31 protein-coding genes are annotated in these 25,994 nt (G+C 54.5%); 15 read left to right on the forward strand and 16 right to left on the reverse strand.

Features of this window, described 5'->3' with window-relative positions; translation table 11 throughout:
- Positions 1-151 precede the first annotated feature (151 nt).
- The 4 genes from glmM to rlmE form a co-directional block, all read right to left on the reverse strand.
- A complete protein-coding gene (gene glmM, locus LJA86_RS14455; RefSeq protein ID WP_021242257.1) occupies positions 152-1,489 on the reverse strand; it encodes a phosphoglucosamine mutase in 1,338 nt (445 codons plus the stop codon).
- On the reverse strand, positions 1,482-2,330 hold the full coding sequence (gene folP / locus LJA86_RS14460; RefSeq protein WP_045910100.1) for a dihydropteroate synthase: 849 nt from the start codon (positions 2,328-2,330) through the stop codon (positions 1,482-1,484). The genes glmM and folP overlap by 8 nt, the downstream gene beginning before the upstream one ends.
- A gap of 98 nt (positions 2,331-2,428) precedes the next feature.
- Positions 2,429-4,363, reverse strand: coding sequence for an ATP-dependent zinc metalloprotease FtsH (gene ftsH, locus LJA86_RS14465; RefSeq protein ID WP_013098921.1), 1,935 nt, complete (start codon positions 4,361-4,363; stop codon positions 2,429-2,431).
- A 102-nt stretch (positions 4,364-4,465) separates the two neighbouring features.
- The gene (rlmE, locus tag LJA86_RS14470) at positions 4,466-5,092 is read right to left on the reverse strand and encodes a 23S rRNA (uridine(2552)-2'-O)-methyltransferase RlmE (RefSeq protein WP_003861812.1); all 627 of its coding nucleotides are present in this window, start codon (positions 5,090-5,092) and stop codon (positions 4,466-4,468) included.
- A gap of 127 nt (positions 5,093-5,219) precedes the next feature.
- Between rlmE and yhbY the strand changes: the two genes are divergently transcribed.
- Positions 5,220-5,513 carry a ribosome assembly RNA-binding protein YhbY gene (yhbY, locus tag LJA86_RS14475; RefSeq protein WP_003861814.1) on the forward strand — a complete coding sequence of 98 codons (294 nt, stop codon included), beginning with the start codon at positions 5,220-5,222 and terminating at the stop codon, positions 5,511-5,513.
- Positions 5,514-5,664: 151 nt separating this feature from the next.
- Here the strand turns inward: yhbY and greA are convergent, their stop codons facing one another.
- A complete protein-coding gene (gene greA, locus LJA86_RS14480) occupies positions 5,665-6,141 on the reverse strand; it encodes a transcription elongation factor GreA (RefSeq protein ID WP_014171793.1) in 477 nt (158 codons plus the stop codon).
- Positions 6,142-6,370: 229 nt separating this feature from the next.
- Here greA and dacB point away from each other — a divergent pair, with 229 nt between their 5' ends.
- From dacB to pmrB, 3 genes are read left to right on the forward strand one after another with little or no spacing between them, the layout of a single operon-like run.
- Entirely contained in the window at positions 6,371-7,804 is a 1,434-nt protein-coding gene (gene dacB / locus LJA86_RS14485; RefSeq protein ID WP_063622531.1) for a serine-type D-Ala-D-Ala carboxypeptidase, read from the forward strand.
- Positions 7,805-7,806: 2 nt separating this feature from the next.
- Complete coding sequence (pmrA, locus tag LJA86_RS14490) at positions 7,807-8,469, forward strand: two-component system response regulator PmrA (protein WP_024906362.1); 663 nt, start codon at positions 7,807-7,809, stop codon at positions 8,467-8,469.
- Positions 8,466-9,509: a two-component system sensor histidine kinase PmrB gene (pmrB, locus tag LJA86_RS14495; RefSeq protein WP_229226345.1), complete on the forward strand. Its 1,044-nt coding sequence runs from the start codon at positions 8,466-8,468 to the stop codon at positions 9,507-9,509. The genes pmrA and pmrB overlap by 4 nt, the downstream gene beginning before the upstream one ends.
- A 33-nt stretch (positions 9,510-9,542) precedes the next feature.
- On the opposite strand, the gene cgtA is transcribed toward pmrB, so the two are convergent.
- The 4 genes from cgtA to rplU form a co-directional block, all read right to left on the reverse strand.
- Positions 9,543-10,718, reverse strand: a complete 1,176-nt coding sequence (gene cgtA / locus LJA86_RS14500) for an Obg family GTPase CgtA (protein WP_021242261.1) — start codon at positions 10,716-10,718, stop codon at positions 9,543-9,545.
- A 15-nt stretch (positions 10,719-10,733) separates the two neighbouring features.
- On the reverse strand, positions 10,734-11,699 hold the full coding sequence (locus LJA86_RS14505) for a DMT family transporter (protein ID WP_014833443.1): 966 nt from the start codon (positions 11,697-11,699) through the stop codon (positions 10,734-10,736).
- A gap of 96 nt (positions 11,700-11,795) precedes the next feature.
- Complete coding sequence (gene rpmA / locus LJA86_RS14510) at positions 11,796-12,053, reverse strand: 50S ribosomal protein L27 (RefSeq protein WP_004385076.1); 258 nt, start codon at positions 12,051-12,053, stop codon at positions 11,796-11,798.
- A gap of 19 nt (positions 12,054-12,072) precedes the next feature.
- Positions 12,073-12,384 (reverse strand): 50S ribosomal protein L21, encoded by a 312-nt coding sequence (gene rplU / locus LJA86_RS14515; protein ID WP_003025032.1) that lies wholly within the window; start codon positions 12,382-12,384, stop codon positions 12,073-12,075.
- A gap of 257 nt (positions 12,385-12,641) precedes the next feature.
- Here rplU and ispB point away from each other — a divergent pair, with 257 nt between their 5' ends.
- Together ispB and sfsB are read left to right on the forward strand one after the other, a co-directional pair.
- A complete protein-coding gene (gene ispB / locus LJA86_RS14520) occupies positions 12,642-13,613 on the forward strand; it encodes an octaprenyl diphosphate synthase (RefSeq protein ID WP_229226346.1) in 972 nt (323 codons plus the stop codon).
- A 229-nt stretch (positions 13,614-13,842) separates the two neighbouring features.
- Positions 13,843-14,130 (forward strand): DNA-binding transcriptional regulator SfsB, encoded by a 288-nt coding sequence (sfsB, locus tag LJA86_RS14525; protein WP_048028843.1) that lies wholly within the window; start codon positions 13,843-13,845, stop codon positions 14,128-14,130.
- Between the two features lie 61 nt (positions 14,131-14,191).
- Here the strand turns inward: sfsB and murA are convergent, their stop codons facing one another.
- The 7 genes from murA to mlaF form a co-directional block, all read right to left on the reverse strand.
- Entirely contained in the window at positions 14,192-15,451 is a 1,260-nt protein-coding gene (murA, locus tag LJA86_RS14530) for a UDP-N-acetylglucosamine 1-carboxyvinyltransferase (protein ID WP_045910105.1), read from the reverse strand.
- 50 nt (positions 15,452-15,501) lie between these two features.
- On the reverse strand, positions 15,502-15,756 hold the full coding sequence (ibaG, locus tag LJA86_RS14535; RefSeq protein WP_008501458.1) for a BolA family iron metabolism protein IbaG: 255 nt from the start codon (positions 15,754-15,756) through the stop codon (positions 15,502-15,504).
- 126 nt (positions 15,757-15,882) lie between these two features.
- On the reverse strand, positions 15,883-16,176 hold the full coding sequence (mlaB, locus tag LJA86_RS14540) for a lipid asymmetry maintenance protein MlaB (RefSeq protein WP_048028841.1): 294 nt from the start codon (positions 16,174-16,176) through the stop codon (positions 15,883-15,885).
- A complete protein-coding gene (gene mlaC / locus LJA86_RS14545; protein ID WP_045910107.1) occupies positions 16,176-16,811 on the reverse strand; it encodes a phospholipid-binding protein MlaC in 636 nt (211 codons plus the stop codon). Before mlaC ends, mlaB begins: the two co-directional genes overlap by 1 nt.
- An 18-nt stretch (positions 16,812-16,829) precedes the next feature.
- Positions 16,830-17,378, reverse strand: a complete 549-nt coding sequence (gene mlaD, locus LJA86_RS14550) for an outer membrane lipid asymmetry maintenance protein MlaD (protein ID WP_008501455.1) — start codon at positions 17,376-17,378, stop codon at positions 16,830-16,832.
- A 4-nt stretch (positions 17,379-17,382) separates the two neighbouring features.
- Complete coding sequence (gene mlaE, locus LJA86_RS14555) at positions 17,383-18,165, reverse strand: lipid asymmetry maintenance ABC transporter permease subunit MlaE (protein ID WP_010436044.1); 783 nt, start codon at positions 18,163-18,165, stop codon at positions 17,383-17,385.
- A 7-nt stretch (positions 18,166-18,172) separates the two neighbouring features.
- Positions 18,173-18,985, reverse strand: a complete 813-nt coding sequence (gene mlaF / locus LJA86_RS14560; RefSeq protein ID WP_008501452.1) for a phospholipid ABC transporter ATP-binding protein MlaF — start codon at positions 18,983-18,985, stop codon at positions 18,173-18,175.
- Between the two features lie 227 nt (positions 18,986-19,212).
- Between mlaF and LJA86_RS14565 the strand changes: the two genes are divergently transcribed.
- The 9 genes from LJA86_RS14565 (at position 19,213) to ptsN (ending at position 25,963) form a co-directional block, all read left to right on the forward strand.
- The gene (locus tag LJA86_RS14565) at positions 19,213-20,190 is read left to right on the forward strand and encodes a calcium/sodium antiporter (RefSeq protein WP_045334591.1); all 978 of its coding nucleotides are present in this window, start codon (positions 19,213-19,215) and stop codon (positions 20,188-20,190) included.
- A 13-nt stretch (positions 20,191-20,203) separates the two neighbouring features.
- On the forward strand, positions 20,204-21,190 hold the full coding sequence (gene kdsD, locus LJA86_RS14570) for an arabinose-5-phosphate isomerase KdsD (protein ID WP_008501450.1): 987 nt from the start codon (positions 20,204-20,206) through the stop codon (positions 21,188-21,190).
- Between the two features lie 14 nt (positions 21,191-21,204).
- Positions 21,205-21,771, forward strand: a complete 567-nt coding sequence (gene kdsC / locus LJA86_RS14575) for a 3-deoxy-manno-octulosonate-8-phosphatase KdsC (protein WP_008501449.1) — start codon at positions 21,205-21,207, stop codon at positions 21,769-21,771.
- Complete coding sequence (lptC, locus tag LJA86_RS14580) at positions 21,768-22,343, forward strand: LPS export ABC transporter periplasmic protein LptC (protein WP_024906353.1); 576 nt, start codon at positions 21,768-21,770, stop codon at positions 22,341-22,343. Before kdsC ends, lptC begins: the two co-directional genes overlap by 4 nt.
- Complete coding sequence (gene lptA / locus LJA86_RS14585; protein ID WP_020883526.1) at positions 22,312-22,866, forward strand: lipopolysaccharide ABC transporter substrate-binding protein LptA; 555 nt, start codon at positions 22,312-22,314, stop codon at positions 22,864-22,866. The genes lptC and lptA overlap by 32 nt, the downstream gene beginning before the upstream one ends.
- Positions 22,867-22,872: 6 nt before the next feature.
- A complete protein-coding gene (lptB, locus tag LJA86_RS14590) occupies positions 22,873-23,598 on the forward strand; it encodes an LPS export ABC transporter ATP-binding protein (protein WP_008501446.1) in 726 nt (241 codons plus the stop codon).
- 47 nt (positions 23,599-23,645) lie between these two features.
- A complete protein-coding gene (gene rpoN / locus LJA86_RS14595; RefSeq protein WP_048225120.1) occupies positions 23,646-25,079 on the forward strand; it encodes an RNA polymerase factor sigma-54 in 1,434 nt (477 codons plus the stop codon).
- 22 nt (positions 25,080-25,101) lie between these two features.
- Complete coding sequence (gene hpf / locus LJA86_RS14600) at positions 25,102-25,389, forward strand: ribosome hibernation promoting factor (RefSeq protein WP_013098943.1); 288 nt, start codon at positions 25,102-25,104, stop codon at positions 25,387-25,389.
- An 82-nt stretch (positions 25,390-25,471) separates the two neighbouring features.
- The gene (ptsN, locus tag LJA86_RS14605; RefSeq protein ID WP_008501443.1) at positions 25,472-25,963 is read left to right on the forward strand and encodes a PTS IIA-like nitrogen regulatory protein PtsN; all 492 of its coding nucleotides are present in this window, start codon (positions 25,472-25,474) and stop codon (positions 25,961-25,963) included.
- Positions 25,964-25,994 lie beyond the last annotated feature (31 nt).

Here is a 25,994-nt window from a genome sequence, read left to right on the forward strand (position 1 = left end):
GAAGCGGGTGTGAATACTAACCAAAGCGAATCACCTTCGCAAGGGCATTTTCGACGCATTGTATCAACTGCGGAAAAAAACAGCAAAAAGCCATTAATTGCTTAAAACAAAGGCGGCAAACGCCGCCTTTTTAAACATTTAGCGTGCAAGATTATGCAGCTTTTACGGCATCCGCAATACGGTGCGCAAATTCGGTTACCTGCGCTTCGTCTTCGCCTTCCACCATTACGCGGATCAGCGGTTCGGTACCAGACTTACGCAGCAGCACGCGTCCACGGCTGCCGAGGGCCGCTTCAACATCCGCCATCACCGCTTTCACGTTCTCATTTTCCAGCGGGTCGCCTTTGCCGGCAGTAAAACGTACGTTGACCAGAATCTGTGGGAACATTTTCATGCCGCTGCACAGGTCGTGCAGGCTCATATGGTTGCGCGCCATCGCGGCAACCACCTGCAGCGCGGCCACAATTCCGTCACCGGTGGTGGTTTTGTCGAGCAGGATCACGTGACCTGAGTTCTCCGCGCCGATACGCCAGCCCTTCTCCTGCAATTTTTCCAGCACATAGCGGTCACCCACTTTCGCGCGAACGAACGGAATACCGAGCTGTTTCAGCGCCAGTTCCAGGCCCATGTTACTCATCAGCGTCCCGACCGCACCGCCGCGCAGCTGACCCTGACGCAGACCTTCACGCGCAATAATGTAGAGGATCTGGTCGCCGTCGACCTTGTTACCTTCGTGATCAACCATGATCACGCGGTCACCGTCGCCGTCCAGCGCAATGCCCAGATCGGCTTTTTCTGCCAGAACGCGCGCCTGCAGGGCACGAACATCCGTCGCACCGACCTGCTCGTTGATGTTCAGACCATCCGGCTCACAGCCAATGGCGATCACTTTCGCACCGAGCTCGCGGAAGACATTCGGGGCGATGTGATAGGTCGCGCCATTTGCGCAGTCCACCACAATTTTGAGGTGCGCCAGGCTCAGCTCATTCGGGAAGGTGCCTTTACAGAATTCGATATAGCGACCCGCCGCATCAACGATACGGTTCGCTTTACCCAGTTCGGCGGAATCAACACAGGTGATCTCTTTTTCCATTTCAGCTTCAATGGCTTCTTCCACCTCATCCGGCAGCTTGGTGCCATCAATAGAGAAGAATTTAATGCCGTTGTCGTAGAACGGGTTGTGAGAGGCCGAGATGACAATCCCCGCTTCCGCACGGAAGGTGCGCGTCAGATACGCGACCGCAGGCGTTGGCATTGGGCCTGTAAAAGAAGCGGACAGTCCAGCCGCCGCCAGACCCGCTTCCAGCGCGGATTCCAGCATATAGCCGGAAATACGGGTGTCTTTACCGATGATAATTTTACGTGAGCCATGACGCGCCAGAACCTTACCGGCAGCCCAGCCGAGCTTCAGGACAAAATCAGGGGTGATGGGAGCATCGCCTACGCGCCCGCGGATACCGTCGGTACCAAAATATTTACGATTACTCATAGCGTTTGTTTTCCTTCGCTGCCAGTGTGGCTTCCACCACACGCATGGCTTCTACTGTTTCTTTGACGTCATGGACACGAATGATGTGCGCACCCTGCATCGCCGCAATCACCGCGCAGGCCAGGCTGCCGCTCAGGCGTTCGCTCGGGCCTACATTCAGCAACTGGCCAATCATCGATTTCCTCGACATCCCCACCAGCAGCGGCAGGCCAAAGTGATGAAATTCCGATAAGCGCGCAAGCAGCGCATAGTTGTGGGAGAGATTTTTACCGAAACCGAATCCCGGGTCGAGCAGCAATTTCTCTTTTGGGATACCTGCACGTTCACAACGTTCGATATGCTCAATAAAGAAGCGGTTTACGTCGGCGAAGACATCGTCATACTTCGGCGCGTCCTGCATGGTTTTCGGCTGCCCCTGCATATGCATCAGGCAAACCGGCAGCCCGGTTTCCGCAGCCGCCTCAATCGCCCCCGGTTCGGTAAGTGAACGAATATCATTGATAATGTGAGCGCCCACTCTCGCCACTTCACGGATCACTTCCGGTTTGGAGGTATCAACGGAGATCCACACTTCAAACCGCTGCGCGATAGCTTCAACGACCGGCACCACGCGCGCCAGCTCTTCTTCCACAGACACGTCCGCCGCACCGGGACGCGTCGATTCGCCGCCAACGTCAATGATGGTGGCACCTGCATTGATCATTAAATTCGCGTGCTTAACCGCCTCGATAAGCGTGTTATGCGTGCCACCGTCAGAGAAGGAGTCAGGGGTAACATTCAGGATCCCCATCACATGGGGATGTGAAAGATCGAGATGCGAGTCCTGAGCGAATAATTTCATGGCGAAATCCCTGATATCTAAATGGTTAAACAAAAATGAAAAACCCCGGAGCAAGCTCCAGGGTTTGAGTTACAGACAAACGCTTCAACAGCAGTGACTTACTTATCGCCCAACTGTTCTGACATGGTGTTGCCCGGGTTTGGCGTACGCGGTTCATCAACCGGACGCGGCGCACGCGGGGTGCCATTGTTGTCAGAGTTATTGGAAGCGCCTGGGTCTTCCCAGCCTGCTGGCGGACGCACTTCGCGGCGCGCCATCAGGTCGTCAATCTGCGGTGCATCGATGGTCTCATATTTCATGAGCGCATCTTTCATGGAATGCAGAATGTCCATGTTGTCATTCAGGATCTGACGCGCGCGACCGTAGTTACGTTCAATCAGCGCTTTCACTTCCTGGTCGATGATACGAGCCGTTTCATCGGACATATGTTTCGCTTTTGCCACGGAGCGGCCCAGGAACACTTCGCCCTCTTCCTCTGCATAGAGCAGTGGACCGAGTTTGTCGGAGAAGCCCCACTGCGTCACCATGTTACGCGCCAGGTTTGTCGCCACTTTAATGTCGTTCGACGCACCGGTAGAAACATGTTCCGGACCGTAGATAATCTCTTCGGCCAGACGACCGCCGTACAGGGTTGAGATCTGGCTTTCCAGCTTCTGACGGCTGGCGCTGATTGCGTCGCCTTCAGGCAGGAAGAAGGTCACACCCAGCGCACGACCGCGCGGAATAATCGTCACTTTATGCACCGGATCGTGTTCCGGCACCAGACGACCAATAATCGCGTGACCGGCTTCGTGGTAAGCCGTGGACTCTTTCTGCGCTTCCGTCATCACCATGGAACGACGTTCCGCACCCATCATGATCTTGTCTTTCGCTTTCTCGAACTCCACCATCGACACGACGCGCTTGTTACCGCGAGCGGCAAACAGTGCAGCTTCGTTGACCAGGTTAGCGAGATCCGCACCGGAGAAGCCCGGAGTACCGCGCGCAATGATTGCCGCGTCGATGTCGGGTGCCAGCGGTACGCGACGCATGTGAACTTTCAGAATCTGTTCACGACCGCGAACATCCGGCAGACCGACAACAACCTGACGGTCGAAACGGCCTGGACGCAGCAGCGCCGGGTCAAGAACGTCCGGACGGTTAGTCGCCGCGATAACGATGATACCTTCGTTACCTTCGAAGCCGTCCATCTCAACCAGCATCTGGTTCAGCGTCTGTTCACGTTCATCGTGACCACCACCCAGGCCTGCGCCACGCTGGCGGCCTACGGCGTCGATTTCATCGATGAAGATAATGCACGGTGCTGCCTTCTTGGCCTGCTCGAACATGTCACGCACACGAGATGCACCGACACCCACGAACATTTCGACGAAGTCAGAACCTGAAATAGTAAAGAACGGCACCTTCGCTTCACCCGCGATGGCTTTCGCCAGCAGGGTTTTACCGGTACCCGGAGGGCCAACCATCAGCACGCCTTTCGGGATTTTACCGCCCAGTTTCTGGAAACGGCTCGGCTCACGCAGGTATTCAACCAGTTCACCCACCTCTTCTTTCGCTTCGTCACACCCGGCAACGTCCGCAAAAGTGGTCTTGATCTGATCTTCCGTCAACATACGCGCCTTGCTCTTACCGAACGACATGGCACCTTTGCCACCGCCGCCCTGCATCTGGCGCATAAAGAAGATCCAGACGCCGATAAGAAGCAGCATCGGGAACCAGGAAATGAAGATAGAAGCCAGCAGGCTTGGTTCTTCTGGCGGCTCACCTACCACCTTGACGTTTTTAGTCAGAAGGTTATCAAGCAGCTTAGGATCGTTCACCGGGATGTAAGTCGTGTAACGGTTACTATCTTTCTTGGTAACGTTGATCTCACGTCCGTTGATACGCGCTTCGCGAACCTGGTCCTGATTGACCTCCTGCAGGAAGGTAGAATAATCCACCTTGCGGCCATTCGACTCGCTGGGCCCAAAGCTCTGGAATACTGACATCAGCACAACGGCAATGACCAGCCAGAGTATTAGGTTTTTCGCCATGTCACTCAAGGGATTAACCTCATATTACAACTGTGTTAAAAACAGCGTCAGGATACTCTATATCCAGTTTCATTCAAACTTTCGTCTGAAATCTCCCGGTTATCATTTTCGCCCGGTCGCTACAATATACACTTCACGGGAACGGGCCCGGGAAGAGTCCGGCTTACGAACTTTGACCTTCGCAAACAGGGAGCGAATTTCCTTAAGATACTCCTCGAAACCTTCGCCCTGAAACACCTTCACAACAAAACTACCACCAGGCGCTAGTACATCACGACACATTTCTAACGCTAGCTCCACCAGATACATGGCGCGGGGGATATCCACCGCCGGTGTTCCGCACATATTTGGTGCCATATCTGACATGACAACCTGGACCTTACTGTCACCTACACGATCAAGTAACGCTTTCAGCACTAATTCATCACGAAAGTCGCCCTGAAGGAAGTCGACACCGACGATGGGATCCATTGGTAAAAGATCGCACGCGATGATTCGGCCTGTTCCGCCGATCTGCGTTACCGCATACTGGGACCATCCGCCAGGTGCCGCACCGAGGTCAACAACCGTCATCCCCGGCTTAAAAAGTTTGTCACTTTGCTGTATTTCATCAAGTTTAAACCAGGCACGGGAACGCAACCCCTTTTTCTGTGCCTGTTGAACATATTTATCGCTAAAGTGTTCCTGGAGCCAGCGGCTGGAGCTGGCAGAACGCTTTTTACCTGTCATTTAACATTTCCGTCCTGGTTCATCGTTGCTTGCCTGTGACGTAAATTTCTACGCAGCTATTTGGCGATATAAGGGAGATGGCGGTAGAATGAACCGTTTTCAATCCCAACGTAAGCAAAAATATACGATGAATCTGAGTACTAAACAAAAACAGCACCTTAAAGGTCTGGCACATCCGCTCAAGCCTGTAGTGATGCTTGGCAACAATGGTTTGACCGAAGGGGTGCTTGCCGAGATTGAACAAGCGCTGGAACACCACGAGCTGATCAAGGTGAAAATCGCCTCTGAAGACAGAGACACTAAAAACCTGATCGTGGAAGCCATCGTGCGCGAAACCGGCGCCTGTAATGTACAGGTCATCGGTAAAACGCTGGTGCTCTACCGCCCGTCTAAAGAGCGTAAAATCTCGCTGCCACGTTAAGGATATCCTGAATTAAACACATTTTCTGTGTGAAACGAGGGATTTCTGTCAGCAGGCGAGCAAAATGCCATGCTCCTTGAGTTGATAAAAGGCCGCTACGCGGCCTTTTTCTTTTCTTTACAATGTATCAACATCTTAGTAGAGAAGCGAATTACAGGTATTCAACCTTAATAATTTCGTATTCTACTTCACCGCCAGGGGTGCGGATGGTGACAACATCGTCCTGCTCTTTGCCAATCAGGCCGCGAGCAATCGGCGAGTTCACCGAAATCAGGTTCTGTTTGAAGTCAGCTTCATCATCACCCACGATGCGATAGGTCTGCTCTTCGTCGTTGTCCAGGTTCAGCACGGTAACGGTAGAACCAAAGATCACACGGCCATTATTCGGCATCTTAGTGATATCGATAACCTGTGCATTGGACAGCTTTGCTTCGATATCTTTAATACGCCCTTCACAGAAACCCTGCTGCTCACGCGCGGCGTGGTATTCAGCATTCTCTTTCAGGTCGCCATGCTCGCGCGCATCCGCGATAGCGGCGATGATTTCAGGACGACGCACGGATTTCAGGAAATCCAGCTCTTCGCGCAGTTTTTCGGCACCACGTAAGGTCATCGGAATAGCTTGCATTTGTTATACCTCTTAAACATTCCTGTTGGGAGCAGTGTTCCCTGCTCCTGCCCCCTTTAAGCGGGCAAGAAGCAAAAAGAAAACCGACCCGGGAGCGATGCCCCAGGTCAGCAGCAATTTTTCAATTTGATACGCATTTTACCGCGAAGTTCACTATGGGTCATCGTTTACTTTGCAGTGCCATGCACCGTAGTATGACGGTTTGTTTTCGGGTTGTTAGCGCGAGATTATGCGATTTTCCAGTTTTATCATCGGATTGACTACCAGTATAACGTTCACCGCTCAGGCCGCGAATGTTGATGAGTACATTAATCAGCTTCCCGCAGGCGCGAACCTCGCCCTGATGGTGCAGAAGGTTGGCGCACAGGCTCCCGAGATTGACTATCACAGTCAACAGATGGCGCTGCCTGCCAGTACCCAAAAGGTGATCACCGCCCTCGCCGCCCTGCTCCAGCTCGGGCCTGACTTCCGTTTTACGACCACTCTTGAAACCAAAGGTAACGTCGAGGGTGGCGAACTGAAAGGCGATCTTATCGCCCGTTTTGGCGGCGATCCGACCTTTAAACGCCAGGATATCCGCAATATGGTTGCGGTGCTGAAAAAAACCGGCGTGCAGAAAATTAACGGCAATGTGCTGATCGATACCTCCATCTTTGCCAGCCACGATAAAGCCCCGGGCTGGCCGTGGAACGACATGACGCAGTGCTTTAGCGCCCCGCCCGCCGCCGCGATTGTTGACCGCAACTGCTTCTCGGTTTCGCTTTACAGTGCGCCAAAGCCGGATGATTTAGCGTTTATTCGCATAGCGTCCTACTACCCGGTCACCATGTTTAGTCAGGTCCGCACGCTGGCCAAGGGCTCTCCTGATGCACAGTACTGCGAACTGGATGTGGTGCCAGGCGATCTTAACCGCTTCACGCTGACCGGCTGCCTGACGCAGCGCGCCGATCCGCTGCCGCTGGCCTTTGCGATACAGGATGGCGCAAGCTATGCAGGCGCCATTCTGAAAGATGAGCTGAAACAAGCGGGAATAACCTATTCCGGTACCCTGCTTCGTCAGACGCAGGTCAACCAGCCCGGCACGGTCATCGCCAGCAAACAGTCTGCGCCGTTGCACGATTTACTGCGAATTATGCTGAAAAAGTCGGACAACATGATTGCCGATACGGTGTTCCGCATGATTGGTCACGCCCGTTTCGGCGTGCCGGGAACCTGGCGCGCGGGTTCAGACGCGGTTCGGCAGATCCTGCGCCAGCAGGCGGGGATCGATCTGGGTAATACCATCGCCGTCGATGGCTCCGGACTATCGCGCCATAATTTGATCTCTCCGGCCACGATGATGCAGGTGCTTCAGTACATTGCACAACATGACACTGAGCTAAACTTTATTTCAATGCTGCCGCTGGCCGGGCATGACGGTTCACTGCAGTACCGCGCAGGGCTTCACGCCGCGGGCGTGGATGGCAAAGTCTCCGCGAAAACAGGCTCACTGCAGGGGGTTTATAACCTTGCAGGTTTCATCACTACCGCCAGCGGACAGCGCATGGCATTCGTGCAGTATCTTTCCGGCTATGCCGTCGAACCGACCGACCAGCGCAATCGTCGTATTCCACTGGTTCGCTTCGAAAGCAGGCTTTATAAGGACATCTACCAGAATAACTAGCGATGAAACTACTTATAGTTGAAGACGATCTGTTATTGCAGGAAGGGCTGGCGCTGGGGCTGGCCAATGAAGGGTATGCTCTCGACTGTGCAGGCACCGCAGCAGAGGCGGATGCCCTGATCCAGAGCGGCGAATACAGCCTGGTGATCCTCGATTTGGGCTTGCCGGATAAAGACGGCGCCACGCTGCTCAGCCAGTGGCGACGTCGCGGCATCGCCAACCCGGTATTGATCCTGACGGCACGTGATGCCATTGAAGACCGTATCACCGGCCTCGATGCAGGCGCAGACGATTACCTGGTGAAGCCTTTTGCGCTCGCGGAGCTGCAGGCCCGGGTACGAGCGTTGATTCGCCGCTATCAGGGCCATAGTGATAACTTACTGACCGACGGCGATATCACGCTGAATTTGCAAACCCAGCAGGTGCTGCGTCAGGATCAGGCCGTAGAGGTGACGCCAAAAGAGTTCGCCTTGCTTACGCGTCTGATCATGCGTAGCGGACAAACGGTACACCGAGAAACGCTCCAGCAGGATATCTACTCCTGGCAGGACGATCCCGGGTCAAATACCCTTGAGGTCCATATTCATAATCTGCGGCGTAAGCTCGGCAAAGACAGGATCAAAACCGTTCGCGGCGTCGGCTACCGTCTGGAGAGCCAGAAATGAACAGCATGCGTCGGCGTTTGATGGTGCTGCTGGCGGTCATTCTGTTATTTTTCCAGCTGATAAGCGTCATCTGGCTGTGGCATGAAAGCCGTGAACAGATTGGTTTTCTGGTCAACGAAACGCTGTCAGCGAAAGCGCGCAATAATCACGTTGAGAAAGAGATCCGCGAAGCGATTGCCTCGCTGCTGGTCCCTTCCCTGGTGATGGTCGGTTTTACCCTGTTCTTCTCCTTCTGGGCCGTCACCTGGATAACCCGGCCGCTGAATAAGCTCCGCGACAGCCTCGCTAACCGCTCAGCCGATAACTTAACCCCGCTTCCTATGTATTCCGACATGGAAGAAATTGGCGCGGTGACGACCTCCCTGAACCAGCTGCTGGCCCGGCTGGATAGCACCATTCAACAGGAGCGTCTCTTCACCGCAGACGCCGCACACGAACTGAGAACGCCTCTGGCCGGTATCCGGCTCCATCTGGAGCTGATGTCGCAGTCAGGTGCGCCTCAGGCCGCCACGCTGGTTAGCCGTATCGATCAGCTCATGCATACCGTTGAACAACTGCTGATGCTGGCCCGTGCCGGACAGGCAATGGCGAGCGGCCACTACGAAACCGTGAGCTGGACGGAAAATATCATCGAACCTCTCGGCCTTGGGCATGAAGCCAAAGAGCATACGGTGATTTGGCCCGCTAAAAGCGCGCTCACGGTTCAGGGAGACGCCGTTCTCCTGCGCCTGATGCTGCGCAACCTGCTGGAGAATGCCGGGCGCTACAGCCCGACAGGGACAACGATTACAGTGACATTAACCGAGGTCGACGGCGGGACGCAGATCAGCGTTATCGATCAGGGGCCGGGGATTGATGAAGCGCACCGGCAGTCCATTACCGAGCCATTCCGCCGTCTTGACCAGCGCTACGGAGGCAGCGGTCTGGGCCTGAGTATCGTGCAGCGCATCCTCCAGCTCCACCACGGCAGGCTGATGCTTGAGAATGGCGCTGAAGGCGGTTTAATCGCCAGCTGCTGGCTGCCCGCAACGCTGGAATAAAAAAGCCCCCATAACGGGGGCTTTGAACAGCAATTAGTGCTTGTAGATGAACTCGACGCCTTCTTCGTCGTCTTCATCCCAGTCATCGTCCCAGTCTTCATCGTCTTCTTCCGCTTCCAGCTCTTCGAGCTGCTGGCGGTGGTAGTCATCCCACATGAATTCGACTTTTTCAGGCTGTTTGACTTCTTCCGCCTGAACAATTGGGTTCTCAATGATGAAGGTCATCACATCCCAGCACAGATCTTTCACGCCGACCTGGCTTGCCGCAGAGATCAGGTAGTATTTATCTTCCCAACCCATCGCTTCAGCAATGGCTTTCGCTTTTGCTTCCGCTTCGGCTTTGTCCATCAGGTCGATCTTGTTGAAGACCAGCCAGCGTGGTTTATTCGCCAGTTTTTCGCTGTATTTTTCCAGCTCGCCAACGATGATGCGGGCGTTTTCAACCGGATCGGAACCGTCGATAGGATCGATATCGATAAGGTGCAGCAGCACGCGGCAGCGCTCAAGGTGTTTCAGGAAGCGAATACCCAGACCCGCCCCTTCCGCGGCGCCTTCAATCAGGCCCGGAATATCGGCGACCACGAAGCTCTTCTCGTTATCCATACGGACAACGCCCAGGCTTGGTACCAGCGTGGTAAACGGATAGTCCGCCACTTTTGGCTTGGCCGCGGAGACGGCGCGAATAAACGTCGATTTACCCGCGTTTGGCATACCCAGCATGCCCACGTCAGCCAGAAGCATCAGCTCCAGCTGCAGGTCGCGCTTATCGCCCGGCGTACCCATCGTTTTCTGACGCGGCGTACGGTTAACGGAAGATTTGAAACGGCTGTTACCCAGACCGTGCCAGCCGCCTTTCGCCACCATCAGGCGCTGACCGTGTTTGGTCATGTCACCCATGGTTTCACCCGTCCCCTGGTCAATCACACGCGTACCGACCGGCACTTTAATGGTGACATCTTTACCGCGTTTCCCGGTACAGTCACGGCTCTGGCCGTTCTGACCACGTTCAGCGCGGAAGGATTTTTCGAAACGGTAGTCGATCAGCGTGTTGAGGTTCTCATCCGCCTCCAGCCACACGTCACCACCATCCCCACCGTCGCCGCCATCAGGACCGCCACGAGGGATATACTTTTCACGGCGGAAGCTCACGCAACCGTTGCCGCCATCACCAGCCACGACCAGGATCGTCGCTTCATCAACAAACTTCATTTTACTCTCCGTAACTCATTCGCCTGAGCGGGGGACTACTACAACCGCTTCATTTTTGCGCCAACGTCCCCAGAGACGATGACCAATGGCGGAATACATCGCGCCCGCAACCACGACAAACGCACCGAGATAACCCAACAGGTTGAGCATCGGTCTGACGAAGACATCGGGCCAGGCCATTGATAACAAATCTGAAAATAACAGCGTAAACAGCGGGGTAAGCGTGATTAATGCGCTCACCTGTGCTGCCTGCCAGCGCGCCATCGCTTCGGCCAGCGCGCCATAACCGACCAGCGTGTTCAGCCCACAAAAAATGAGGCACGCCAGTTGCCAGTCGCTAAGCTGGGTAATTACGCCCGGCTTCGCTAATGGCAGCAATGCTATTGTACACAAAGTGTACAGCAAAAAGAGGATCTGCTGTGAGGCAAGCCGACGCAATAACACCTTTTGCGCGACGCCATAGCTCACCCAGACCGTTGCTGCCCCCACACCGAAAATGACACCCCATGTGTAATCCGTCAGGCGGGTAAAAATCTCGATCAGACTGGTGTTGAAGAACATCACCAGACCGCACAACAGCATGCTCGCCCCGATAATCTGCGTACCGCGCATCTTCTCCTTGAGGATAAAGACGCTGGCGACCATCATGCCCACCGGCGAAAGCTGACCAATCACCTGCGACGCCGTGGGGCTGAGATATTGCAGGGAAGAGCTGAACAGGATGAAGTTACCAAACAGACCGCCCGTCGCGATAGCCAGCAGCACCAGCCAGCGCGGTTTACGGAAGAGCCGCAAGGGTGGAAGCTTACCTTTGACGGCCAGAATCGCCCCAAGGCCGATGCTTGCCATCAGAAAGCGATAAAAGACCACCGTAGGCGGCTCCATCACTTCCAGTACCTGCTTCATTGCAATTGGCAGCGCACCCCAGCACATTGCGGTTGTGAGCGCCAAAAGAATTCCTATGCCGGCCTGCTGCTTCATGCCCGTTTTCCCTACAGAAAAAATTACCGGGTTTCCAATGTAAAAAGCCCCGCAACAGGGTGCGGGGCTTTAATCCGTTACCGGACCGAGAAAACCTTACTCAGCAACGATGCTGATGTATTTACGGTTGTTCGGGCCTTTAACTTCAAATTTCACTTTACCGTCTGCTTTAGCAAACAGAGTGTGGTCACGACCGCAACCTACGTTGTTGCCAGCGTGGAATTTGGTGCCACGTTGACGAACGATGATGCTACCCGCCAGAACGGATTCGCCACCGAAACGCTTAACGCCCAGGCGTTTAGCTTCTGAATCGCGACCGTTACGTGTGGAGCCGCCAGCCTTTTTATGTGCCATTTAAATCTCTCCTCAGGTCTTAGGCGCTGATGCCAGTAATTTTCACATCAGTGAACCACTGACGGTGGCCCTGCTGCTTACGGTAGTGCTTACGACGACGAAACTTAACGATTTTAACTTTCTCGCCACGACCGTGTGCAACAACTTCAGCTTTGATAACGCCGCCATCAACGAAAGGAACGCCGATTTTGACTTCTTCACCGTTTGCGATCATCAGAACTTCTGCGAACTCAACAGATTCGCCAGTTGCGATGTCCAGCTTTTCCAGGCGAACGGTCTGACCTTCGCTTACTCGGTGTTGTTTACCACCACTTTGGAAAACCGCGTACATATAAACTCCGCTTCCGCGCACGTCCTCGTATGAATCAGAGTGCGCTATAAATATTCACAATAGGGCGCGAATATTACGCAAAACGCGAGCCTTTGACAAGTGCTACCGTCAATACATGAAGAAAAAAAACACAACACGTACGGTAACGTTTATCTGAGCCGTTTTTTCAGTACAATCAGCACTACTATTGATAAACCGAAACCCTTCGTTACCCCATTGAAGATGGGATCAACAGGATAAAAAGCCCGGCTTTTGCGATGAATTTAGAAAAAATCAACGAGTTAACCGCGCAAGATATGGCGGGTGTGAATGCAGCAATCCTGGAGCAACTCAACTCTGACGTTCAGCTGATCAATCAGTTGGGCTATTACATTGTCAGCGGCGGCGGTAAACGCATTCGTCCGATGATTGCCATTCTGGCTGCCAGAGCCGTTGGTTATCAGGGAAATGCTCACATCACTATCGCAGCGCTCATCGAATTTATCCACACGGCGACGCTTCTGCACGACGATGTGGTGGATGAATCGGATATGCGTCGTGGCAAAGCCACGGCTAACGCCGCGTTCGGGAACGCCGCCAGCGTCCTGGTGGGGGATTTTATCTATACCCGCGCCTTCCAGATGATGACCAGCCTGGGTTCCCTGAAAGTGCTGGAGGTGATGTCCGAAGCCGTAAACGTCATTGCTGAAGGCGAAGTGCTGCAGCTGATGAACGTCAACGACCCGGACATCACCGAAGAAAACTACATGCGCGTCATCTACAGCAAAACCGCGCGTCTGTTTGAAGCGGCGGCCCAGTGTTCCGGCATTTTGGCTGGCTGTACCGAAGCACAGGAAAAAGGCCTGCAGGACTATGGCCGCTATCTGGGTACAGCCTTCCAGCTGATTGACGATCTGCTGGACTACAGTGCGGACGGCGAAACGCTCGGCAAAAACGTTGGCGATGACCTGAACGAAGGTAAACCGACCCTGCCGTTGCTCCACGCCATGCGTAACGGAACGGCCGATCAGGCGAAAATGATCCGTGAAGCGATTGAGCAGGGAAATGGCCGCCATCTTCTGGAACCTGTGCTGGAAACCATGGCGATCTGCGGCTCGCTGGAATGGACGCGTCAGCGTGCGGAAGAAGAAGCCGACAAAGCCATCGAAGCACTCCTGGTCATTCCCGACAGCCCATGGCGCGAGGCACTGATTGGTCTTGCCCACATCGCCGTTCAGCGCGACCGTTAATTTTGCTTTCTCTCCCCGCGTTCCTGGCGGGGAGATTCCAGTACACACCCGTAAATTCCGCATTCACGTAAATTCATCAGTTTAGAGACCGCATGAATAAAGCCGTGTCTTATTCTGAATATTCCTTCAAGTAACGCGAACTTTTTAGAACAAGAGTTCGAAATGGGTATAGTAAACCCGTCGTTTCAGAAGAAACGGCGTAGGTGAATCCGAACTTAAGGACGGCGTTATGGATACGAAATTTATCGACTGGCACACGGCTGATATTATTGCCGCACTGCGCAAAAGAGGCACTTCACTGGCAGCAGAGTCCCGCCGCCATGGACTGAGTTCTTCAACTCTGGCAAACGCCCTCACCCGCCCCTGGCCAAAAGGAGAATTAATTATCGCGACGGCGCTGGATACGCATCCGTGGGTGATTTGGCCTTCGCGCTACCACGATCCCGTTACCCATGAATTTATCGACAGATCGCGCATGATTCGCCAGAGAAAAGTAAAAAAAGAACCGCAGGAATAACGCGTTTTTTGACAGGAACAGCAACCCCCCGGTCATGTCTGGCAGGGGGCTGCCGGAACGATTACTCGCCCTTCACACGCTCGATATTGGCACCCAGCGCGCGCAGTTTATCTTCGATACGCTCATAGCCACGATCGATGTGATAAATACGATCCACGATCGTTGTACCTTCCGCGATACAACCCGCCAACACCAGGCTGGCAGACGCACGCAGATCGGTTGCCATCACCTGAGCGCCGGACAGTGTCTCAACGCCATGGCAAATCACGGTATTACTTTCGATCTCAGCACGTGCACCCATACGGATCAGCTCCGGTACGTGCATAAAGCGGTTCTCGAAAATGGTTTCAGTGATGAAGCCAGTCCCTTCGGCGACCAGGTTCAACAAGGTGAACTGCGCCTGCATGTCCGTTGGGAACGCCGGGTGTGGCGCCGTACGCACATTGACCGCTTTTGGACGCTGTCCATGCATATCGAGGCTGATCCAGTCTTCACCGATTTCGATATCCGCGCCGGCATCACGCAGTTTCGCCAGCACCGCATCCAGCGTATCAGGCTGTGCGTTGCGACAAACAATCTTCCCGCCAGAGATCGCGGCAGCGACCAGGAAGGTACCGGTTTCGATACGGTCCGGCAGTACGCGATAGACACCCCCGCCCAGACGCTCAACGCCTTCGATGGTGATACGGTCGGTACCCTGACCGGAGATCTTCGCGCCCAGTGCCACGAGGAAGTTAGCGGTATCCACAATTTCCGGTTCACGCGCGGCGTTTTCGATGATAGTGGTCCCTTCTGCCAGCGTTGCCGCAGACATAATGGTTACCGTTGCGCCTACGCTCACTTTGTCCATAACAATGTGCGCGCCTTTCAGACGACCATTGACGGACGCTTTAACGTAGCCTTCTTCCAGCTTGATCTCTGCGCCCAGTTTTTCCAGACCAAAGATGTGCAGGTCAACCGGACGCGCACCGATGGCGCAGCCACCTGGCAGCGAAACCTGACCCTGACCGAAACGCGCCACCAGTGGGCCAAGCGCCCAGATGGAAGCACGCATGGTTTTCACCAGATCGTAAGGCGCAGAGAAGTTGTTCACCTTGCTGGCATCGATCCAGACGGAACCGTTACGCTCGACTTTCGTGCCCAACTGGGTGAGCAGCTTCATGGTGGTGTCGATATCTTTCAGCTTCGGTACGTTCTGAATCTCTACCGGCTCTTCCGCGAGCAGCGCAGCAAAGAGGATGGGCAGCGCGGCGTTTTTCGCGCCAGAAATTGTGACTTCGCCCTGGAGACGCGTTGGCCCCTGTACACGAAATTTATCCATTGTGTGCTCTCTTATAAATTCAACCGTGCTGCGGGCCTGTCGCCCTCAGCTCAAAAACCGTTTAGTTTGCGATCGCGTGCCCACTCTTGCGGGGTGAACGCTTTAATCGACAGGGCGTGGATGCGGTTATCCGCAATATATTCCATCAGCGGCGCGTACACAGCCTGCTGTTTCTTCACACGGCTCATACCGTCGAACATCTCACCCACAGCAATAACCTGGAAGTGACTGCCATCGCCAGTGACGTGGGCTTCCTGAAGGGAGAGTGCATTCATCAGCACTGTCTGGATTTCATGATTTTCCATGGGTTCTTAATCATCTGATAGTGAAAACAAGCCCAACATCTTAGAGCAAAGTGGCGTCGTCTTAAACAAGCAAAAAGCCCCGACGATGAAACTGTCAGGGCTTTCGGAAGTAACGCACTGAAAATATTAACGAGGCAATACGTCCTGAGGGAGATTGTAGAGCTGCGCAAGGGTCACGACATTCTCGCTCGCGCCGCGAAGCGTGACGCTCGCCCCCTGCTTTTTCCCTACCGCAACCAGATGGGCAAGCAGCGCAACGCCTGCCGTATCCACCCGCGTGACGTCAGTTAAGTCAATGAGCGTCACGCCCTGCATGGCCTCATGGCGTTTATCCCATAAGGGGTTCAGCAGATCCTGATCCAGCTCACCGGACAGCTTTAATGTCTCGCCTTCACGCGACCAGCTGAGTTGCTGTGACATTACTTCTTCTCGTCCAGCGTGATTTTCTGACGAGCAATGGACTGCAGCTGCGCGGTCAGGCCATCAATCCCCTTGGTGCGCAGCAGGTCGCTCCACTCGTTCTGTTTGGTGGTGATCATGCTTACGCCTTCGGCGATCATGTCATACGCCTGCCAGTGGCCGGTCTGGCTGTTTTTACGCCACTGGAAATCCAGACGCACCGGCGGACGGCCGTTAGGATCGTTGATCGTTACGCGAATAGGGACGATGGTCGCATCACCCAGCGGCTGCTCCGGGGCGATCTGATAGGTCTGACCGTGGTACATTGCCAGCGCCTGACCATAAGCCTGCTTCAGATATTCACGGAAAGCAGCAAAATAGGCTTCACGCTGCGCCGGGGTCGCGTCTTTGTAATAGCGGCCCAGCACCAGCGCTCCTGCATATTTGATCTGCACATACGGCAGCAGCTCCTGGTCAACCACGTCACGCAGGTAATCAGGATTAGCACGAATCTTAGGCTGCTCGTTTTTAAGACGATCGAAGGTTTTCTTCGCGGCCTCGTCCATCAGTTTGTACGGGTTACTCTGATCCGCCGCGTGCACCGCGGTGAGAGGGGCGATGACCAGCATGGCAACCATTAACAGTCGTTTAAACATGAATGACTTCTCCTGATATTAATTCGCAGCACCTGGGGTCGGCGCAGCGTTGGTATGGTCTTCACTCTGCGCAGGGGCATTGTCAGACTTTTTATCATCCCCTTTACTGTTGTAAAGGAACTGACCAATCATATCTTCCAGCACCATGGCGGACTTGGTGTCCTGGATCACGCTCCCGTCCTTAAGGATAGTCGTTCCCAGCTCGGGGTCTTCAAAACCGACGTTAAGCGCCAGATATTGTTCGCCCAGCAGACCGGAAGTCCGGATAGACAGGGAGCTGGTGTCCGGAATGTGGTTGTAACGCTCTTCGATATCCATCGCGACGCGCGGCAGATAGGTCTTCTCATCCAGCGTAATGTCAGATACGCGGCCGATCACCACGCCGCCAATACGGACCGGTGAACGCGCCTTCAGCCCGCCGATGTTATCGAAGGTGGCATAGATGCGATACGTCGGCTCGGTGCGTACAGACGTGATATCTGCCGCTCTCAGGCAGATAAACAACGCGGCCAGCAGCGCCAGCAGCAGGAATACACCGACCCAAATTTCATTTTTTCTCGTTTGCATGAACTCAATTCCCAAACATCAGTGCGGTGAGCACAAAATCCAGACCCAGTACGGCCAGCGACGAATGAACGACTGTACGTGTAGTAGCGCGGCTAATGCCCGCCGACGTCGGAATCGCATCGTAACCATTAAACAATGCAATCCAGGTAACCGTAATGGCAAATACCACGCTCTTAATCAGGCAGTTAACCAGATCCATTCGCAGGTCAATGGCGTCCTGCATGGCAGACCAGAAGAAACCGGCGTCAATGCCTTTCCAGTGCACGCCAACCAGCGAACCGCCCCAGATACCCACGGCGACAAACAGTATCGTCAGCAGCGGTAAAGAGATAACCCCCGCCCAGAAACGCGGCGAGATCACGCGACGCAGCGGATCGACCGCCATCATCTCCATGCTGGAGAGCTGCTCAGTCGCGCGCATCAGGCCAATTTCAGCGGTTAAGGCTGACCCCGCGCGCCCGGCGAACAACAGCGCCGCCACAACGGGCCCCAGTTCACGCAGCAGCGAGAGCGCCACCAGCATCCCGAGGCTGGTTTCCGCACTGTAGGTAGTCAGCACCAGGTAGCCCTGCAGACCCAGCACCATCCCGATAAACAGACCGGAGACAATGATGATGAGCATCGACAGCACGCCGACATTATAAAGCTGCCGCACCAATAGCGGCGCGTGCTTACGGAATTCCGGTTTGCCGACCAGCGCGTTGAATAACATCAATCCGGCACGCCCGAACGTCCTGATGGTTTTTATGCCACGGTGTCCGAGAGCGGCCAACGCATTTAACAGCATGAGTGGCTTAACTCCCTATTCCCAGTAAATCGTCACGATAGTCGCCCGCCGGGTAGCGGAACGGCACAGGGCCATCGGCAATACCGTCAAGGAACTGCCGCACGCGTGGATCGCAATTTTCCTGCAGCGCCTGGGCGCTACCGTGTGCGACGATCTTTTTGTCCGCTACGATGTAGGCGTAATCGGCAATGCTCAGCACTTCAGGTACATCGTGAGACACCACAATGCAGGTGACGCCAAGCGCGCTATTCAGTTCAGAGATGAGCTTCACCAGCACGCCCATCGTGATGGGATCCTGCCCGACAAACGGTTCGTCGAACATGATTAAATCAGGTTCTAGTGCGATGGCGCGCGCCAGCGCGGCACGACGCGCCATCCCGCCGGACAACTCCGAAGGCATCAGTTTCGCGGCGCCCCGCAGCCCGACGGCTTCAAGCTTCATCATCACCGTGCTTTTCAGCAGCGCAGGCGGCAGGCTGGTATGCTCGCGCAGCGGATAGGCCACGTTATCAAAGACGTTCATGTCGGTGAACAAGGCCCCCGACTGAAAGAGCATGCTCATGCGTTTGCGAACAGTATACAGGCGCGAGCGTGACATCTCCGGGATGTTTTCGCCATCAAAGAGGATCTCACCGCTATCCGGTGGGATCTGCCCGCCAATAAGGCGAAGCAGGGTCGTTTTACCGATCCCGGACGGCCCCATGATGGCAGTGATCTTGCCACGCGGCACGGTCAACGAAATATCATCAAATATCAATCTGTTGGCGCGAGAAAAACTCACCCCGCGGACATCGACTAAATTCGCCATGGTTTGGCTCATTTATGGTTCCTTTCTTATCCTGCTCACGTTAAGGCATGTAGCCTGAATCAGCCCTAAACTCAGCATTTTTACAGAATAATAACCGTAGAGGTTAGCGAAAGCTGGCATTTGTTTTACTTTTCCGGCGCATAAAGTCAAAATTAGGAATTCGTTACGCCTCAGACTGTATGCAGTCCAGCCATTCCCGAGCAATGGACCGACGAGTATACCTGAAGAAAGGACTTTTGATGCTTTTAGCAACAGCACTGTTAATAATTGGTTTACTGTTGGTGGTCTACAGTGCTGACCGTTTAGTGTTTGCTGCATCTATCCTGTGTCGCCTGAGTGGCGTACCGCCTGTCGTCATCGGGATGACCGTGGTCAGCGTAGGAACGTCACTTCCTGAAATCATCGTCTCTGTCTCGGCATCGCTGCATGGCCAGGTAGACCTGGCAGTCGGCACCGCGATTGGCTCTAACATCGTCAATATTTTATTGATTTTGGGCCTGGCCGCGCTGCTCCATCCATTTCGCGTGCATTCTGATGTTCTGCGCCGCGAATTGCCGCTAATGTTACTCGTAAGCCTGCTGGCAGGGTGCGTATTTTACGATGGCGTACTGAGCTACAGCGACGGCATTTTCTTGCTGGCGCTGGCCGTTATTTGGCTGCTGTATAGTGTTAAAATCGCCCGTCAGGCTGAAAAGCAGGGTCAGGATAGCCTCACGCGTGAGCAGGTCGCCGAGCTTCCACGAGAAGGCACGCTGCCTGTTGCCCTGCTCTGGCTGGGCGTCGCGCTGATCATCATGCCGATGGCAACGCGCATGGTCGTGGATAACGCGACGGTGCTGGCGAACTATTTTGCCATCAGCGAGCTGACCATTGGCCTGACGGTGATTGCCATCGGCACCAGCCTGCCGGAGCTGGCCACCGCCATTGCGGGGGCCCGTAAAGGTGAGGATGACATTGCCATTGGTAATATCATCGGCTCTAACATTTTTAATATCGCCATTGTGATGGGCCTGCCGGCCCTGATTTCGCCAGGGCCCTTTAATCCCCTGGCGTTCTCACGTGATTACGGCGTGATGTTGCTGGTCAGCGTGATTTTTGCCCTGCTCTGCTGGCGGCGGCAACGACAGATCGGTAAAGGCGCAGGCGCGCTGCTGACGGGTGGATTTATCGTATGGATGGCGATGCTGTACTGGCTCTCGCCTCTTCTCTCTGGGTAAACGGAAACGCATTATGTCGCAAATAGAATTGCAGCCGGGTTTTGACTTTCAGAAAGCAGGCAAAGACGTTCTGGAGATTGAACGTGAAGGTCTGGCGCAGTTAGATCAGTACATAAATCAGGATTTTAGTCTGGCATGTGAGAAGATATTCTACTGTGCCGGCAAAGTCGTGGTGATGGGGATGGGCAAGTCCGGCCACATTGGACGCAAAATGGCGGCAACCTTTGCCAGTACCGGCACCTCGTCCTTCTTTGTCCACCCGGGGGAAGCCGCGCACGGGGACCTGGGTATGGTCACGCCGCAGGATATCGTCATCGCGCTCTCCAACTCCGGTGAGTCCAATGAAATCCTGGCGCTGATCCCGGTACTGAAGCGACTGCAGGTGCCGCTGATTTGCATGACCAGCCGTCCGGAAAGCAGCATGGCGCGCGCCGCCGATATTCACCTGTGCGTGAAGGTTCCCAAGGAGGCCTGTCCACTCGGCCTGGCGCCGACCTCCAGCACCACCGCGGCACTGGTTATGGGCGATGCCCTTGCCGTTGCGCTGCTGGAAGCCCGTGGCTTTACGCCGGAAGATTTCGCGCTGTCCCACCCGGGCGGCGCGCTGGGGCGCAAGCTCCTGCTGCGGGTAAACGATATTATGCACACCGGGGATGAGATCCCTCACGTCAGTAAAGAAGCCTCCCTGCGTGATGCGCTGCTGGAAATCACCCGCAAGAATCTGGGGATGACGGTCGTGTGCGACGATCTGATGAAAATTCAGGGGATCTTCACCGATGGCGACCTGCGTCGCGTGTTCGATATGGGTGTCGATGTCCGCACGCTCGGTATTGCCGATGTGATGACGCCCGGCGGCATCCGCGTCCGTCCGGGTACGCTGGCCGTGGACGTGCTGAACCTGATGCAGTCCCGCCATATCACCTCCGTTATGGTTGCCGATGGCGACCAGTTGCTGGGTGTGGTACATATGCATGATCTGCTGCGCGCAGGCGTAGTGTAATGAAGGATAAGACAATGAGTAATGCGGGTGCATCCCTTGCAACCTGTTATGGGCCGGTCAGTACACAGATGATGGCAAAGGCGGAAAACATTCGTCTGCTGATCCTGGATGTGGATGGGGTCCTCTCCGACGGCCTGATTTACATGGGCAATAATGGTGAAGAGCTGAAGGCGTTTAACGTTCGCGATGGCTACGGTATCCGCTGTGCGCTCACCTCGGGGATTGAGGTGGCGATCATCACCGGGCGAAACGCTAAACTGGTAGAAGACCGCTGTGAAACCTTAGGTATTACCCATCTGTATCAGGGCCAGTCCGATAAGATGGCAGCGTTCAATGATTTACTGGGTAAACTGGCTATCGCGCCGGAAAACGTGGCCTACGTCGGGGACGACCTGATTGACTGGCCCGTGATGGCTGAAGTTGGGCTGAGCATCGCCGTTGCCGATGCGCATCCGCTGCTGATCCCGCGCGCCGACTACGTTACCCACATCAACGGTGGCCGCGGCGCTGTCCGTGAAGTCTGCGATCTGCTTCTGCTGGCGCAGGGCAAGCTTGATGAGGCCAAAGGGCAATCGATATGAGTAAAACAAGACGTTGGATTATCATTTTGCTTTCGCTTGTCGCACTGGTATTGATTGGCGTGAACCTTGCCGATCGCGACGATACGCAAACGGAAGTGATCAACAATAACGATCCAACCTATAAAAGCGATCACAGCGACACCGTGGTCTACAGCCCGGAAGGCGCGCTGAACTATCGCCTGATTGCCCAGCATGTTGAATATTTTTCAGATGACGGTATTTCGTGGTTTACCCAGCCTGTCATGACCACCTTTGATAAGGACAAAGTGCCGACGTGGTCAATTAAATCAGATCGGGCAAAACTGACAAATGACCGTATGCTTTATCTGTATGGTCACGTTGAAGTCAACGCCCTGACCGCCGACTCGCAACTGCGAAAAATTACGACGGATAATGCCCAGATCAACCTGGTAACCCAGGACGTGACGTCGCAGGATCTGGTCACACTGTATGGCACAACATTTAATTCCAGCGGTTTGAGAATGCGCGGGAACTTACGCAGCAAGAACGCCGAGCTGATTGAAAAGGTTAGAACCTCCTATGAAATTCAAAACAAACAAACTCAGCCTTAAAGTAATTATCGCCAGCGCGATGCTGGCGACCAGTCTCCCCGCGCTTGCTGTAACGGGCGATACCGACCAGCCGATCCATATCGAGTCCGACACCCAGTCTCTCGATATGCAGGGTAACGTCGTCACCTTCACGGGTAACGTCGTCATGACCCAGGGCACCATCAAAATCAACGCCGACAAAGTGGTCGTGACCCGTCCGGGTGGCGAGCAGGGCAAAGAGATTATCGATGGCTATGGTAATCCGGCGACCTTCTACCAGATGCAGGACAACGGCAAGCCCGTGAAAGGCCGCGCCACGCACATGCACTATGAGCTGGCGAAGGACCTGGTCATCCTGACCGGCAATGCCTATCTGGAACAGCTGGACAGCAACATTACCGGCGACCAGATTACCTATCTGGTTAAAGAGCAAAAAATGCAGGCCTCCAGCGAGAAAGGCAAACGCGTCACCACCGTTCTGGTTCCGTCGCAGCTGCAGGATAAAGGCAAGGGCCAGGCCCCGGCACAGAAGAAGAGTAACTAATTCGTTATGGCAACATTAACTGCAAAAAATCTCGCGAAGGCCTATAAGGGCCGCCGTGTCGTAGAAGATGTCAGTCTGACCGTTAACTCCGGCGAAATCGTGGGGCTGCTTGGCCCGAACGGTGCAGGTAAAACGACAACCTTCTACATGGTCGTGGGTATTGTGCCGCGCGATGCCGGCAACATTATCATTGACGATGAAGACATCAGCCTTCTGCCGCTCCACGCGCGCGCGCGTCGCGGGATCGGCTATCTGCCGCAGGAAGCCTCCATTTTCCGTCGTCTCAGCGTTTACGACAACCTGATGGCGGTCCTGCAAATTCGTAACGATCTGACCAACGAACAGCGTCAGGATCGTGCCAACGAGCTGATGGAAGAGTTCCACATCGAGCATCTGCGCGACAGCCTCGGTCAGGCACTCTCCGGGGGCGAACGCCGTCGTGTTGAGATTGCGCGTGCGCTGGCCGCAAACCCGAAATTTATCCTGCTGGATGAACCGTTTGCGGGCGTTGACCCGATCTCCGTTATCGACATCAAACGTATCATTGAACACCTGCGCGACAGCGGGCTTGGCGTACTGATCACCGACCACAACGTGCGTGAAACGCTGGCCGTGTGTGAACGCGCCTATATTGTGAGCCAGGGCAATCTGATCGCCCACGGTACGCCGCAGCAGATCCTCGAAGACGATCATGTTAAGCGCGTCTATCTTGGGGAAGACTTCAGACTCTGATAGGGTAGAGGTAACGTAACGCCGAACCGGAGAAAAATGCTCTGAACATGAAGCAAGGTTTGCAATTAAGGCTCAGCCAACAACTGGCGATGACGCCGCAGCTACAGCAGGCAATTCGCCTGTTGCAACTGTCCACGTTAGAACTTCAGCAGGAGCTCCAGCAGGCGCTGGACAGCAACCCCCTGCTGGAACAAACCGATCTTCATGACGAGGTAGATACCCAGCAATCGCAGGATACAGAAGCGCTCGATACCGCGGATGCACTCGAACAAAAAGAGATGCCCGACGAGCTTCCGCTGGATGCCAGCTGGGATGAAATCTACACCGCCGGAACCCCTTCCGGTACGCGTGCAGACTACCAGGACGATGAGCTACCGGTCTATCAGGGAGAAACCACCCAGTCGCTGCAGGATTACCTGATGTGGCAGGTGGAACTCACCCCCTTCTCCGATACCGACCGCGCGATTGCCACGTCAATTGTCGATGCCGTTGACGACACTGGCTATTTGACCGTCACGCTGGACGATATTCTGGAAAGCATGGGCGACGACGAGATTGAGCTTGAGGAAGTTGAAGCTGTTCTGAAGCGCATCCAGCGTTTCGATCCGGTAGGCGTAGCCGCAAAAGATCTGCGCGACTGCCTGCTGATCCAGCTTTCTCAGTTCAGCAAAGAGACGCCATGGCTCGACGAGGCGCGCCTAATCATCAGCGATCACCTGGATCTGCTGGCGAACCACGATTTCCGCACCCTGATGCGCGTCACACGCCTGAAAGAAGAGGTGCTGAAAGAAGCGGTGAATCTGATCCAGTCGCTCGATCCGCGCCCCGGTCAGTCGATCCAGACCAGCGAACCCGAGTACGTGATCCCGGATGTGCTGGTCAGAAAAAATAACGGCCGCTGGGTCGTTGAACTGAACTCTGACAGTATCCCTCGCCTGCAAATCAACCAGCAGTATGCCTCCATGTGCACCAGCGTGCGTAACGACTCCGACAATCAATATATTCGTAGCAATTTGCAGGAAGCGCGATGGCTGATCAAAAGTCTGGAGAGCCGAAATGATACGCTGCTACGCGTCAGCCGCTGCATTGTGGAACAGCAGCAGGCGTTCTTTGAGCAGGGTGAAGAGTATATGAAACCGATGGTGCTGGCGGATATCGCCCAGGCCGTCGAGATGCATGAATCAACCATTTCCCGTGTCACCACGCAGAAGTATCTGCACAGTCCACGCGGTATTTTTGAGCTTAAGTATTTCTTCTCCAGCCATGTGAATACCGAGGGCGGCGGCGAAGCGTCGTCCACGGCCATCCGTGCCCTGGTGAAGAAATTGATCGCCGCGGAGAACCCCGCGAAGCCGCTAAGCGACAGTAAGTTAACCACCATGCTGTCCGATCAGGGTATTATGGTGGCACGTCGTACTGTTGCGAAGTATCGAGAGTCTTTATCCATTCCGCCGTCCAACCAGCGTAAACAGCTGGTCTGACACAACCGATAAGGAAGACACTATGCAGCTCAACATCACTGGACAAAACGTCGAAATTACTGAGGCTTTACGCGACTTTGTGAACACGAAGTTTGCAAAACTCGAGCAGTATTTCGAAAGGATCAATCAGGTCTATATTGTGTTGAAAGTGGAGAAAGTGACTCATATCTCGGATGCCACCCTGCATGTTAACGGGGGTGAACTGCATGCCAGTGCGGAAGGGCAAGACATGTACGCTGCTATCGACGGCTTGATTGATAAGCTTGCGCGACAGCTCAATAAACATAAAGATAAACTGAAACAACACTAATTGTCCGGGCAGTTAACGGGTGCAGGACGGCCTGTTGTGAAACACAACAGGCCATTTGTACAGTTAGCGCTTAGGTGAAATTATGATGAACAACGATTCCGCTCTTCAACTGAGCAATGTCCTTAACCAGGAATGTACCCGCAGTGCGGTTCACTGCCAGAGCAAAAAACGTGCGCTGGAGATCATCAGTGAACTGGCCGCAAAACAGCTGGGCCTGCCGCCGCAGGTGGTGTTCGAAGCGATTCTGACCCGTGAAAAGATGGGCAGTACCGGTATCGGCAACGGCATCGCGATCCCGCATGGCAAACTGGAAGAGGATACCCTGCGTGCCGTCGGTGTGTTTGTGCAGCTTGAAACACCGATCGCCTTCGATGCCATTGATAACCAGCCCGTCGATCTCCTCTTCGCGCTGCTGGTGCCTGCTGACCAGACGAAAACCCATCTGCATACGCTGTCGCTGGTCGCCAAGCGTCTGGCTGACAAAACCATTTGCCGTCGACTGCGCTCGGCTCAAAGTGATGAAGAGCTCTATCAAATTATCACTGAAGCAGAAGGCAATCAGGATGATGCATAACCAGGAGATGGCCTTCACATCTGTTGTCCTG

This window comes from Enterobacter sp. TCD1-1 (genome assembly GCF_020567405.1).
Classification (GTDB): domain Bacteria; phylum Pseudomonadota; class Gammaproteobacteria; order Enterobacterales; family Enterobacteriaceae; genus Enterobacter; species Enterobacter quasiroggenkampii.